Origin of the sequence: Pseudomonas sp. ICBG1301 (assembly GCF_016918385.1) — a bacterium.
GTDB lineage: Bacteria > Pseudomonadota > Gammaproteobacteria > Pseudomonadales > Pseudomonadaceae > Aquipseudomonas > Aquipseudomonas palleroniana.
Map to the genome: position 1 here is coordinate 67,452 of NZ_JAEKGB010000005.1, position 13,138 is coordinate 80,589.

Consider the following 13,138-nt stretch of genomic DNA (forward strand, 5'->3'; position numbering starts at 1 on the left):
AGCTACGCAAGCAGGTCAGGCATCCTTCCTGACTCGAAACCAAGCCGCGTAAAGGGCCGGCAGAAACAACAGTGTCAACGCCGTCGCCACTATCAACCCGCCCATGATCGCTACGGCCATTGGCCCGAAGAACACGCTGCGCGACAGCGGGATCATCGCCAGGACTGCCGCCAGCGCAGTCAGCACAATCGGGCGGAAGCGTCGCACGGTAGCTTCGATGATTGCCTGCCACGGCTCGAGACCCGCCTTGATGTCCTGTTCGATCTGGTCCACCAGGATCACCGAGTTACGCATGATCATCCCTGACAGGGCGATGGTGCCCAGCATGGCCACGAAGCCAAAGGGCTGGCGGAACACCAGCAGGAACAGCGTCACGCCGATCAAGCCCAGTGGCGCCGTCAGAAATACCATGGCGGTGCGTGAGAAACTGCGCAGCTGCAACATCAGCAAGGTCAGTACCACCACGATGAACAACGGCACGCCGGCCTTCACCGAGTTCTGGCCACGGGCGGAGTCTTCGACGGTGCCGCCCACTTCGAGCAGGTAACCATCCGGCAGTTCGGCACGCACACCCTCAAGGGTCGGCAGGATTTGCTGGACCAGGGTCGCCGGTTGTTCCTTGCCATAGATGTCGGCACGAATGGTCACGGTCGGCAGGCGGTTGCGGTGCCAGATGACGCCCTCTTCAAAGCCATATTCAAGGGTGGCGATCTGCGACAATGCTACGCTTTTGCCGTTGTCGGTCGGCACCGCCAGGCTGGGCAGCAACGACAGTTCGGTGCGTTCATGCACGGTGCCGCGCAGGAGGATTTCGATCAACTCGTTGTCCTCACGGTACTGGCTGACGGTGGAACCAGTCAGCGAACTCTGCAGGAACTTCGACAAGTTGGCGGTGCTGACACCGAGCGCACGGGCGCGGTCCTGATCGATGTTGAGGTAGACGATCTTGCTTGGCTCTTCCCAGTCCAGGTGCACATTGACCACGTGGGTGTTTTCGCGAACCTTGGCGGCGACTTTGCGCGCCAGGGCACGCACTTCTTCGATGTGCTCGCCCGTCACGCGAAACTGGACCGGGTACCCCACGGGCGGGCCGTTCTCCAGGCGTGTGACCCGCGAACGCAGCTCGGGGAATTGTTCGTTGAGGGTTTCGATCAGCCAGGTGCGCAGGGTTTCACGTTCTTCGATGGTGTTGGCCAACACCACAAATTGCGCAAAGCTGGCCGCCGGCAATTGCTGGTCCAGCGGCAGGTAGAAACGCGGCGAACCGGTGCCGATATAGGCCACATAGTTGTCGATGCCGGCGTGGTCCTTGAGCAAGGCTTCCAGGCGCTTGACCTGGTCGGCCGTGTTGCTCAGGGACGCGCCTTCGGCCAGTTTCAAGTCGACCATCAACTCCAGGCGACCCGAAGCCGGAAAGAACTGCTGCGGCACGAAGCGGAACAACGCAACCGAGCCGATAAACAGCAGCAAGGTCAGGACGATCACGGTTTTGCGCCGACGCACACACCACTCAACCAAACCTCTTACGCGTTGGTAGAAGGGTGTGCCGTAGGGATCAGGGCCATCGGCGCCGTGTTTGGCTGCGTGAATCTTTGCCAGGTCCGGCAGGAGCTTTTCCCCCAGGTACGGCACAAACACCACGGCGGCGACCCATGACGCCAACAGTGCGATGGTCACCACCTGGAAGATCGAGCGGGTGTATTCGCCAGTACTCGATTGCGCAGTGGCAATCGGCAGGAAGCCCGCCGCCGTGATCAACGTCCCCGTGAGCATCGGAAACGCCGTGCTGGTCCAGGCAAAGCTCGCCGCCTTGAGCCGGTCGTAGCCCTGCTCCATTTTGATCGCCATCATTTCCACGGCGATGATCGCGTCGTCCACCAGCAAGCCCAGCGCCAGTACCAGAGCGCCAAGGGAGATCTTGTGCAGGCCGATGCCGAGGTAATACATGGTGGCAAAGGTCATCGCCAACACCAGCGGAATCGCCAGGGCCACCACCATGCCGGTGCGCAGGCCAAGGGAGAAAAAGCTCACCAGCAATACAATGGCCAATGCCTCGGCCAACACCTGGACGAATTCGCCGACGCTGGTTTTCACCGCCGCCGGCTGGTCCGACACCTTGCGCAGTTCCATACCTGCGGGAAGGTTCTTCTGCAGGCGCGCGAACTCCCCTTCGAGGGCCTTGCCCAGTACCAGAATGTCGCCGCCGTCACGCATGGCCACGGCCAGGCCGATCGCGTCGGCGCCCATGTAGCGCATACGCGGCGCCGGTGGATCGTTGAAGCCGCGGTGGATGTCGGCCACGTCACCAATACGGAAGGTACGGTCACCGACGCGAATCGGAAAGTTGCGAATCTCCTCCACGGTCTTGAAGTTGCCTGACACCCGCAGCTGTACGCGCTCGGTCGGGGTTTCAAAGAAGCCCGCCGTGGAGACCGCATTCTGCTCCTGCAAGGCTTGCTGCACGGCCGCCAAGGGCAGGCCGAGGGTGGCGAGCTTGAGGTTGGACAGCTCGATCCAGATTTTCTCGTCCTGCAGGCCCAGCAGCTCGACCTTGCCCACATCCGGCACGCGTTGCAGTTGAATCTGGATACGGTCGGCGTAGTCCTTGAGCACGGCATAGTCGAAGCCGTCGCCGGTCAGCGCATAGATATTGCCGAAGGTGGTACCGAATTCATCGTTGAAAAACGGCCCCTGGATATCCGGCGGCAACGTCTGGCGAATGTCGCTGATCTTCTTGCGCACCTGGTACCACAACTCCGGAATCTGCGCGGAGTGCATCGAGTCGCGGGCCATAAAGGTGACCTGGGACTCGCCGGGGCGCGAGAACGAGACAATGCGCTCATAGTCGCCGGTCTCCATCAGTTTTTTCTCGATGCGCTCGGTGACCTGCCGCGAAACCTCCTGGGCCGTGGCCCCGGGCCAGTTGGTCTTGATCACCATGGCCTTGAAGGTAAACGGCGGGTCTTCGCTTTGCCCCAGCTTGGTGTAGGACAGGGTGCCGACCACCGCCAGCAGGATCATCAGGAACAGTACGATCTGGCGATTACGCAACGCCCATTCGGAAAGATTGAAACCCATCGGGGACTACTCCTTGGTCGCCAGATTCACAACGCGGTTGGAGCGGTCCACCGGGCGCACTTGCTGGCCCTCATGGAGCACATGCACGCCCGCCGCAATCACCCAATCGGTGGGCGCCAGGCCTTCCAGCACCGGTACGGTTTTTTCGCCGAAGGCACCGATGCGCACCGGAGTACGCTTAAGGGTGTTGTCGGGTTGCACGCGCCAGACGTAGGAGGCGCCATTCTCTGCACTGAGGGCCGACAACGGCACCGACAGCGCGACCGCGCCCTCGGTCTGGATGAAAACGCGAGCGCTCTGGCCCAGTTCGGCCGGGACTTTTCCGCCGGTGAAGGCAACACGGGCGGCGAAGGTCCGCGACTTGGGGTCTGCAGCGGGGGACAGTTCACGGATGTGCCCGGTGAAGCGTTGGTCCGGCTGGCTCCACAATTCGACCGACACCGGCTGACCGATCTTGAACCGGCCAAAGCCTTGTTCAGGCAGGCTGATCAACACTTCGCGCTCGCCATCGGTGGCCAGGGTGAACACGGTCTGGCCGGCTGACACCACTTGCCCGACTTCCACTGCACGCTTGGCGACCACACCGTCCTGCGGCGTGCGCAACACGGCGTAACCGGCCTGGTTACTGGACACGTCGAACTCGGCCTTGATCTGCTTGAGGCGCGCCTCACCGGATCGGTAGAGGTTTTCGGCATTGTCGTACTGGGAGCGGCTGACCATCTGACGATCCATCAGGGTCTTGTAGCGATCACGCTCGGCACGCACCAGGCTCAGGTTGGCCTCGGCGGCGGCCACCTGGGCGCGGGTGGCTTCCAGTTGCAGGCGCACGTCCTGGGGGTCGAGTTCGGCCAGGGGTTGATTGGCCTTGACCCGCTCACCCTCCTCCACCAGGCGTTTGCTGACTTTACCGCCGATGCGAAAGGCCAGGTCCGGCTCGTAACGGGCACGCACTTCACCCGGATAACTTTCCATCGCCTGTGCGGATGGCTGTGGTTGCACCACCATGGCCGGGCGGATGGTGGTTTGGGCCGCTTCCTCATGGCCGCAGGCGGCCAACAGGAAGGCCAGGCTGGCAGGCAACGCAAGGGGCAGGAAAGTGCTGCGCATGCTGAAGGACCTTTCGCAAATGAAGCTAGGAATAATTATACTGGCCAGTATGTTATTAATACCAAACTCGCCAGTCCAGTATTAAAGGTGAAAATGTCCGACAATCCTGTGAACACCAATAGCCCCGGGCGTCCCAAGGACATGGCAAAACGCCAGGCAATCCTCGAAGCAGCGAAAACCCTGTTTCTGAGCAATGGCTACACCAGTACCAGCATGGATGCCGTGGCTCTTGAGGCCGGCGTGTCAAAATTGACCGTGTACAGCCATTTCACCGACAAAGAAACCCTGTTCACCGCTGCCGTGGTGGCCACGTGCGAAGAACAGTTACCGGTGATGTATTTCGAACTCCCCGAAGGTGTGCCCGTGGAGACCGTGCTGCTGAATATCGCACGGGGCTTTCATCGGCTGATCAACAGCGCAGAATCGGTGAACCTGCACCGCCTGATGATGACCACCGGCAATCAGGACGTGAAACTCTCACAGATCTTCTTCGAAGCCGGCCCCATGCGCATGCTCCAGGGGATGGAGCGCCTGCTCGGCAAGATCGACCAGAGCGGCGCCCTGAGTATCGATAAGCCGTTTACGGCAGCCGAGCATTTCTTCTGCCTGCTCAAGGGCACGGCGAACTTCTGTTTGCTATACGGCTGCGGCGGACAACTGAGCGAGGAAGCCGCCGAAGCCCATGTGCAAGAAGTGGTGGGGTTGTTTATGCGGGCTTATCGGGCCTGAGCCCGGGTGTTATCCGGGTGGCCTCATCGGGGGCAGGCCCCCTCCCACATTTGATTTGTGAATACACTCAAGTGTGGGAGGGGGCTTGCTCCCGATGAGGCCCTCAAGGCCAATGAAGAGTCAGGGCTTGAGCGCTTTCTTCGGGTAAATATCATACCGGCTGGACTTGCCATCCAACGCATGGCTCGGCTTCGGCCCCTCGATGCAAGGCGCCTTGCGTGGGCGCTTGACCACCACACGGTGGCTGGCCAGGGCCAGTGCGGCCGCGAGCAACGCCGGCGCGTCCGGATCATCGCCCACCAAGGGGCGGAACAGGCGCATTTCTTTCTTTACCAGGGCAGTTTTCTCACGGTGGGGGAACATCGGGTCCAGGTAGATGACCTGGGGTGGCTCGCCTTGCCAATTGAGCATCACGTCAATGGAGTTGCCCTTGAGCAACTGCATGCGCGCCACGATCGGCGCCACCTCGAAATCATCCGCGCCGCGTGCCAGGCCATCTTCGAGCAAAGCGCCGATCAGCGGTTGACGCTCGATCAGGCTCATCTCGCAGCCCAGGCTCGCCAGTACGAACGCATCCTTGCCCAGCCCGGCCGTGGCATCCAGCACACGCGGGCGCACGCCCTGGGCGATGCCCACGGCCTTGGCGATCATCTGCCCGCTGCCACCGCCATATAAGCGCCGGTGCGCCGCGCCGCCTTCGACAAAATCCACACGCACCGGCCCCGGTGCGTCAGGCCCAAGCTGTTGCAGTTGCAGTCCCTGTTCCCCGACCTGCAGGGAAAAGTCCGCCGCCTCCAGCTGCAACGGCAGCCCAAGCTGCTCAGCCCATTGCTCGGCACGCGCCTGGAAACCTTCGGCCAAGGCCTCGACCCGAATGCGGCTGGCCGCTGGTTGTTCGCTCATCAATCGCTACGCTCAAAAATATTAAGGATCGGCCAACACTGGCCGATAAAACCAACAGTCAGGTATTTTGCCAGAGCTGAGCGTCGACCGAGAAAAATGTCAGACATTCTTCCCCTAACCATCGGTGTACTGCCGACCCACAACCATTACGGCCTGCGCAATACCCAAGCGCTGGCCGGGGTGAGTCATGTGTGGCAGGACTTCTTCGCCCGAGCGTTGGCCGAACAGCTTGGCGATTCACCGAACGCGCTGGCCATCAAGGCGCCTGCAACCCTGGACCCTGCGGTAGAACCCAGCGAAGGCGCCGATCTGTTGGCGCAGATCCTCACCCAGCGTGAATGCGACGTGATAGACACCGAAATCGCCCCACCTGAGCCGCTGTTCCTGCCGATCGCCGAATTCGAAACCGAGTTGCTGCCGCCCCCCGCCACGCCCTTTGCGCCAGAAGAAATTGTCGCCCAGCAGCGCCAACAGAATTTCGACAGCGGCTGGGTTCGCCCGCTCGTGCTGAACGCCGGCCAACCACTGCCTGAACCTGGCCCCACACCGCAACCGCGCCCACTGCACCTGCCGATTGCCGAGTTCGAACTGGACCTGCTGCCACCGCCAGCCACGCCGTATCCACCGCAAGAGCTGGAGGCGCAACAGAAGGCGCTGGACTTCGATTACCACTGGGCGCGCCCACTGATCCTCAACAACCTGCGCCTGGCGGCCTGATTCAACGCTTGAAAAACCCATTGGCCTGGCTGAACGGCATCTTGCGTTCGGTGAACTCGAACGTGCCCGACCCATACATTTCCTGCGCCGCCCGGTAGAACTCGCCATAGGCCGCCAGGGCCAAAGCCGAGCCGACGCTGATACGCCGCACTCCCATCTCGCTCAACTGCGCCACGCTCAATTTCAAGCCACCGGACATCAACACATTCACCGGCTTGGGCGCGACCGCCTTGACCACTGCCAACACCTCTTCGGCAGTGCGCAAAGCCGGGGCATACAACACATCGGCGCCGGCTTCGGCGTAGGCTTGCAGGCGGCGAATGGTGTCAGGCAGATCCAGGCGCCCGTGCAGGAGGTTTTCTGCGCGAGCCGTCAGCGTGAAGGCATAGGGCAAGCTGCGCGCAGCCGCGGCAGCCGCCTCAACACGCTCAACCGATAAATCGAATGGGTAGATCGGGTCGGCCGCGATGCCGGTGGCGTCTTCGATAGAGCCACCGACGATGCCCGTGGCCGCCGCCCGCAAAATGGTTTGGGCGCAGCCTTCGGGGGTGTCGCTGAAACCGTTTTCGAGGTCGGCCGCCACCGGCAGGGAAGTCGCCCGGACAATCATTGAAGCATTGCCCAAGGTGTCTTCCAACGATAGCGCGCCCTCGGCATCCGGCCGTCCCAGGCTGAACGCAAACCCGGCACTGGTCGTGGCCAAGGCTTCAAAACCCAGGCTGGCAAGCATGATGGCGGAACCGGCGTCCCACGGATTGGGCATGACGAAGGCGCGATCACGTTCATGCAGGGCCTTGAAGGTATCGGCGCGCAGGGCTTGTGCGTCCATGGCTCACTCCTGTCGGAAAAAGGAGCCTTAGAGTAACCCCAGTTGCTCCGCTGCGGGTTCTCGATGCAAGGTCGGCAAAGGCGGCAGGCCTGGCAGGCGCACCATCAATTTGGCGTGAAAACGCAGTGCCAGTTGCGCGGCCAGGCGATTATCCGACGTGTGCAGAAACACGTAGGGCGTGCGCCCTTCCTCGATCCAGCCGGCGATCTTTTCCAGCCAAGGGATGAGGAACGGGTCATTGGCTTCCAGTTCCGGATGGCCGATAAACCGCACTTGAGGAAACTGGGTGAGCGCCGCCGGGCGCGGTGGCACCTTGGGCTTTTTCGATTGGGCATGCAGCACCGCGGCCGAGGTGGAGGTGCAACTGAACAGGGCGCGGGGATCCAGGCAGATACGCTCGACACCACGGTCGCGCAACAAACGGTTGAGCATCCGCTCGGCATCACCCTTGGCGAAGAATTCCGGATGACGCACTTCCACCGCCAGCGGGCGCTCCAGGCCATCAATGAAGCCCGCCAGTTCACCCAGGCGCTGTGGCGAAAAGGTCGCCGGCAGCTGCAGCCACAACGGTGAAATGCGCTCGCCCAACGGGCTCATCAAGCCGACAAAGCTTTCCGCCGCCGGCAATTGCTCACGCAAGTCACCACCGTGGCTGATATCGCCGGGAAACTTGGCGGTGAAGCGAAAATCCGCAGGCATGATTTCAGCCCAGCGTTGCACCGTGGCGGCTGAGGGGCGGGCATAAAATGTGGTGTTGCCTTCAACGGCGTTGAAAACCTGGGAGTACAGCGCGAGGTAATCGCCGGAACGCGCATCGGCCGGGTACAGGTACTCGCGCCAGGCATTTTCGCTCCAGGAAGGGCAACCGATGTAGTAAGGCAGGCGCATCAGATGTGGATATCGAGACCCAGCACTTCCATATCCCATTCGACAAAGCCGGCGGTGGTCAGGTAGCTGGCCAGGGCGGTGGCGACGCTTTTGCTCATGGAGCGCGGGAAGACCATGTCTTGCTGGCGGGCAGGCAGACCGCCGATACGCGAGCCTGTGGAACCCTGGGCGTTAGAGAGCGAGTCGGACTGTAACTCAATGAAGTCCGGCGAATCTTCAACGGACTCGTCTACCGTCACGCTCGCCTTACGTGGCTTGCGCTTGATGGGGTAGGACTGTGAGGAAAATCCGTCTATACGCATACATGCAGACTCGGAATCGATGATGGCAATTTAGCGGCACTTTCCATGGCGCGCAAATGCTCTGGTGCTAACTAGAACACATAATTTGTAAAAGGTTTAGAAACCCGCGCAAATTCTGACGATTGGCGAAATTTGTCGGCCAAATCCCGCCTTTTTGACGTCAAATAATCCCGCGTTCGGCCTTGGTCTGCGCCACTTTATCGCGAAGATAAACCGGTGCCGCCTGATCGGCCGGGATGGCTTCGCCGCGCTCGAAAGCGAAACGCGCCAGGGTCAGCAAGTCTTGCGCATGGGGCAACATATCGGCGGCCTGGCCGACGGTCTTCACGCCAAGACGCTCACCGTAACCCCAGCCGGTGCCGGCACCGAACCAATCGCCTTGGGCGTCATCGGGCAATACGGACGCCTCTGGCGCCTGAACCACTTCACTCCCCACCAGACGCATTTCCCCGGCGGTTTCGCGATAGCATCCCCAATACACTTCATCCATGCGCGCATCAATGGCCGCCGCGACCTGGGTCGCACCGTGCTCACGCAGCGCGCGCTGGGCCAGCACCGCGAGATTGGAGACCGGCAACACCGGGCGCTCCAACGCAAACGCCAGGCCCTGTACCACGCCGATGGCAATACGCACGCCGGTGAATGCACCAGGGCCACGGCCGAAGGCGATGGCATCCACGGCAGCAAGCGTGGTGCCCGCCTCCTCAAGCAGCTGCTTGATCATCGGCAACAGCTTCTGCGCATGCAGGCGCGGGATCACCTCGTAGTGGCTCGTTACCTTGCCATCGTGCAGCAAGGCGACGGAGCAAGCTTCAGTCGCGGTGTCCAGGGCCAGCAGGGTGCTCATCGGTGTGGGTGTCCAAGTCGAAAAAAGTGCGCCAGTATAAACAACAACGGCCCGCAAGCGGGCCGTTGTAGATGAAGCTGATCAATGAATCAGCTCAGAGCCTGCAGCACCTTGGCGGTGATGGCTTCTACCGAACCGACGCCAGGGATGTGGCTGTACTTCGGCTTGCCCTGTGCAGCGGAAAGCTTCTGGTAGAAGTCCACCAGCGGTTTGGTCTGGGAATGGTAGACCGAGAGACGATGGCGCACGGTTTCTTCCGTATCGTCCTTGCGCTGCACCAGGTCTTCGCCGGTGACATCGTCCTTGCCTTCAACCTTGGGCGGGTTGTAAACGGTGTGGTACACGCGACCCGAGGCTTCGTGAACGCGACGACCGGCGATACGTTGCACGATCTCTTCGTCCTCGACGGCGATTTCAACCACCGCATCCAGCTCTACGCCGGCCTTCACCAAGGCTTCAGCCTGGGGAATGGTGCGCGGGAAGCCGTCGAACAGAAAACCGTTCTTGCAATCTTCCTGGCTGATGCGTTCCTTGACCAGGTTGATGATCAGGTCATCGGAGACCAGGCCGCCGCTGTCCATCACGCTCTTGGCGATCAGGCCCAGCTCGGTGCCGGCCTTGACGGCAGCACGCAGCATGTCGCCGGTGGAGATTTGTGGAATGCCGAACTTCTCAGTGATGAACTTCGCCTGAGTACCTTTACCGGCCCCGGGAGCTCCCAGCAGAATGACGCGCATCGATGTGCTCCTCAATTTTTTATAGAGATGGTGCCCGGATTCGCCGCGTGGGGGCAAATCTCGTAGAAATATGAAGCTTGAATATGTGGGTCCAGGCCGAATCAAACGGCCAAAGGCTGATCAAGATACACAGCGGGCCGTCACCATACAAGCCGCCAAAAGTCGCAGGAACCCGCGCCGGACATGCGTCATAGGTAGGGTATGCCTGAGTGCAACCCGCCGGCACAAACGCCGACCGCCCCTTTCCGGGCGGCCGTCGTGGTTTATCTGCAAGCCGTTGAGAACACTTGGAAAACTTCAGCCGGTGTTGCGCAATCCGGCGGCAATACCGGCCACGGACACCAGCAGCGCCTGTTCCAGAGGGCTGTCTTGCTCGGCTTCCTGTTGACGGGAGCGTGCCAGCAACTCGGCCTGCAGCAGGTGCAGAGGGTCGAGGTAGGTGTTACGCAGACGGATGAACTCCAGGGTGTCCGGGCTATGGGCCAGCAGTTGCGACTGACCGGTCAGGCCAAGTACCACGCTGCATGCCTGCGACAATAGGTCGCGTAAGTGCGCACCCAGCGGCAACAGGTCAGGCTGCACCAAACGCTCGTCATACAGGCGGGCAATGTCGGCGTCGGCCTTGGCCAGCACCATTTCCAGCATGTCGATGCGCGTGCGGAAGAACGGCCACTGTTCGCGCATCTGCCCCAGCAACTCACCTTCGCCGCGTTCCAGCGCCTTGCTCAAGGCGGCCTCCCAGCCCAGCCAGGCCGGCAACATCAGGCGGGTCTGGGTCCAGCCGAAGATCCACGGAATGGCGCGCAGGCTTTCAATGCCCCCCGCACGCCGTTTGGCCGGGCGACTGCCCAGTGGCAGACGCCCCAGCTCCTGCTCCGGCGTGGATTGGCGGAAGTACTCGACGAACTGCGGATTTTCCCGCACTACGGCGCGGTAGGCGCTGACACCGTCGGCGGCCAGTTCGTCCATCAAATCACGCCAGGCAGGCTCGGGTGGCGGCGGAGGCAGCAGGGTGGCTTCCAGTACGGCCGCCAGGTAAAGGTTGAGGTTTTGCTCGGCAATGTCGGGCAGGCCGAACTTGAAGCGGATCATTTCGCCTTGTTCAGTGGTGCGAAAGCGCCCCGCCACCGAACCCGGCGGCTGCGACAGAATCGCCTCGTGAGCCGGGCCGCCGCCACGGCCGACGGTGCCGCCGCGGCCATGGAACAACAGCAGTTCCACCTGTTGCTCGCGGCAGATATCCACCAGGCGTTCCTGCGCCCGGTACTGCGCCCAGGCAGCGGCTGTGGTGCCCGCGTCCTTGGCCGAGTCCGAGTAGCCGATCATCACTTCCTGCGGCCCTTGCAGGCGCGCCCTGTAGCCCGGCAACTGCAACAGCGTTGCCATCACCGGCCCGGCGTTATCCAGGTCGGCCAGGGTCTCAAACAGCGGCACCACACGCATCGGGCGTTGAACGCCCGACTCCTTGAGCAGCAATTGCACCGCCAGCACATCCGACGCGGCGCCCGCCATGGAGATGACATAGGAGCCCAGCGACGCCGCCGGGGCGGCAGCGATTTCCTTGCAGGTATTCAACACCTCAGCGGTCTCCGCAGAGGGTTTGAAGTAGCCCGGCAACAAGGGCCGGCGATTGGCCAACTCCTTCATCAGGAAGGCGATACGGGCCTCTTCGTCCCAGTCCTCATAGCGGCCGAGGCCAAGGTAATCGGTGATTTCGGTCATGGCCGACGAATGTCGACTGGAATCCTGACGCACATCGAGACGCACCAGGAACAAGCCGAATGTCACCGCACGGCGCAGGCAATCGAGCAGCGGCCCATCGGCGATAACGCCCATGCCGCACTCATGCAGCGACTGGTAGCACAGCTCCAACGGCTCCAGCAGCTCGCGGTTGTTTTGCAGCACTTCGGCGGTGGCCGGCGTGGCGGCCGTCAACGCGGTGTGCGCCCATTGGCGCGTGGCGCGCAGCCGTTCACGCAGTTGCTTGAGCAAGGCGCGATAGGGTTCGACGCTGTCACCGACCCTGGCTTGCAATGCCGGGCTGGCTTGTTGCATCGACAGCTCCGAGGCCAGGTGATCGACATCACGCAGATACAGGTCGGCCGCCATCCAGCGTGCCAGCAGCAGCACTTCACGGGTGACCGGTGCGGTGACGTTGGGGTTACCGTCGCGATCCCCGCCCATCCACGAGGCAAAACGAATCGGCGCCGCCTCCAGGGGCAGATGCAATCCGGTGGCGGCGAATAACGCCTTGTCGGCCTTGCGCAGATAATTGGGAATGGCGTGCCACAACGAATGCTCGATCACCGCAAAGCCCCATTTGGCTTCATCCACCGGGGTGGGCCGTACGCGGCGGATTTCTTCGGTGTGCCAGGCTTCAGCGATCAGCCGTTGCAGGCGCTCGCGGATCTGCTCGCGCTCGGCGGTGGTGAGATCACGGTGATCCTGCAGGGCCAGTTGCGCGGCAATCGCATCGTACTTCTGGATCAGGGTACGACGGGCGACTTCGGTGGGGTGAGCCGTGAGCACCAGTTCGATCTCCAGTCGCGCCAATTGGCGGGCCAGGGATTCGTTGCTGTGACCTTCGCGTTGCAGGCGGGCCAGCAATTGCGGGAGTACCCGGGACTCGAAGGGTGCCGGCTGCGACTCATCGCGTCGATGAATCAGCTGGTACTGCTCGGCGATGTTGGCCAGGTTAAGGAACTGGTTGAAGGCTCGCGCCACGGGCAGCAGTTCATTTTCCTGCAACTGGTTCAGGCTGGCGCTCAATTCATCGCCAGCCCCTCGCCGGTCAGCCTTGGCGCCTTTGCGGATCTGCTCGATCTTGTCGAGAAAATCATCACCGTACTGCTCTCGAATGGTGTTGCCCAACAGCTCACCCAGCAGGTGAACATCCTCGCGCAAGCGTGCATCGATATCACTCATCAGCCAATCTCCAGCCAGAAATCCGGGACGCGCAGGGGTTCAAGAGTGCCGCCGACGTCGGTTTCTGACAAGGCTT

At 61.8% G+C, this 13,138-nt stretch carries 11 protein-coding genes; 2 read left to right on the forward strand and 9 right to left on the reverse strand.

Annotated features, from left to right (window positions below; translation table 11 throughout):
• Nucleotides 1-15 precede the first annotated feature (15 nt).
• Entirely contained in the window at nucleotides 16-3,078 is a 3,063-nt protein-coding gene (locus tag JBE38_RS13225) for an efflux RND transporter permease subunit (protein WP_205344430.1), read from the reverse strand.
• 6 nt (nucleotides 3,079-3,084) lie between these two features.
• Nucleotides 3,085-4,185, reverse strand: coding sequence for an efflux RND transporter periplasmic adaptor subunit (locus tag JBE38_RS13230; RefSeq protein WP_205344431.1), 1,101 nt, complete (start codon nucleotides 4,183-4,185; stop codon nucleotides 3,085-3,087).
• Nucleotides 4,186-4,278: 93 nt separating this feature from the next.
• Between JBE38_RS13230 and JBE38_RS13235 the strand changes: the two genes are divergently transcribed.
• Nucleotides 4,279-4,914: a TetR/AcrR family transcriptional regulator gene (locus JBE38_RS13235; RefSeq protein WP_090366414.1), complete on the forward strand. Its 636-nt coding sequence runs from the start codon at nucleotides 4,279-4,281 to the stop codon at nucleotides 4,912-4,914.
• Between the two features lie 120 nt (nucleotides 4,915-5,034).
• On the opposite strand, the gene JBE38_RS13240 is transcribed toward JBE38_RS13235, so the two are convergent.
• Nucleotides 5,035-5,817, reverse strand: a complete 783-nt coding sequence (locus JBE38_RS13240) for a class I SAM-dependent methyltransferase (RefSeq protein ID WP_060754018.1) — start codon at nucleotides 5,815-5,817, stop codon at nucleotides 5,035-5,037.
• A 96-nt stretch (nucleotides 5,818-5,913) separates the two neighbouring features.
• Between JBE38_RS13240 and JBE38_RS13245 the strand changes: the two genes are divergently transcribed.
• Entirely contained in the window at nucleotides 5,914-6,534 is a 621-nt protein-coding gene (locus JBE38_RS13245; protein ID WP_205344432.1) for an energy transducer TonB, read from the forward strand.
• Nucleotide 6,535: 1 nt separating this feature from the next.
• Here the strand turns inward: JBE38_RS13245 and JBE38_RS13250 are convergent, their stop codons facing one another.
• From JBE38_RS13250 to ppc, 6 genes are all read right to left on the reverse strand, one after another.
• Nucleotides 6,536-7,363, reverse strand: a complete 828-nt coding sequence (locus JBE38_RS13250) for an isocitrate lyase/PEP mutase family protein (protein WP_205344433.1) — start codon at nucleotides 7,361-7,363, stop codon at nucleotides 6,536-6,538.
• 27 nt (nucleotides 7,364-7,390) lie between these two features.
• Complete coding sequence (locus tag JBE38_RS13255; RefSeq protein WP_090366420.1) at nucleotides 7,391-8,251, reverse strand: DUF72 domain-containing protein; 861 nt, start codon at nucleotides 8,249-8,251, stop codon at nucleotides 7,391-7,393.
• Entirely contained in the window at nucleotides 8,251-8,553 is a 303-nt protein-coding gene (locus JBE38_RS13260) for a hypothetical protein (protein WP_205344434.1), read from the reverse strand. The genes JBE38_RS13255 and JBE38_RS13260 overlap by 1 nt, the downstream gene beginning before the upstream one ends.
• 160 nt (nucleotides 8,554-8,713) lie before the next feature.
• The gene (gene tsaB / locus JBE38_RS13265) at nucleotides 8,714-9,400 is read right to left on the reverse strand and encodes a tRNA (adenosine(37)-N6)-threonylcarbamoyltransferase complex dimerization subunit type 1 TsaB (protein ID WP_060754013.1); all 687 of its coding nucleotides are present in this window, start codon (nucleotides 9,398-9,400) and stop codon (nucleotides 8,714-8,716) included.
• A gap of 89 nt (nucleotides 9,401-9,489) precedes the next feature.
• Nucleotides 9,490-10,137, reverse strand: coding sequence for an adenylate kinase (adk, locus tag JBE38_RS13270; protein ID WP_010212617.1), 648 nt, complete (start codon nucleotides 10,135-10,137; stop codon nucleotides 9,490-9,492).
• Between the two features lie 297 nt (nucleotides 10,138-10,434).
• Entirely contained in the window at nucleotides 10,435-13,062 is a 2,628-nt protein-coding gene (gene ppc / locus JBE38_RS13275) for a phosphoenolpyruvate carboxylase (protein WP_205344435.1), read from the reverse strand.
• Nucleotides 13,063-13,138: the final 76 nt, after the last annotated feature.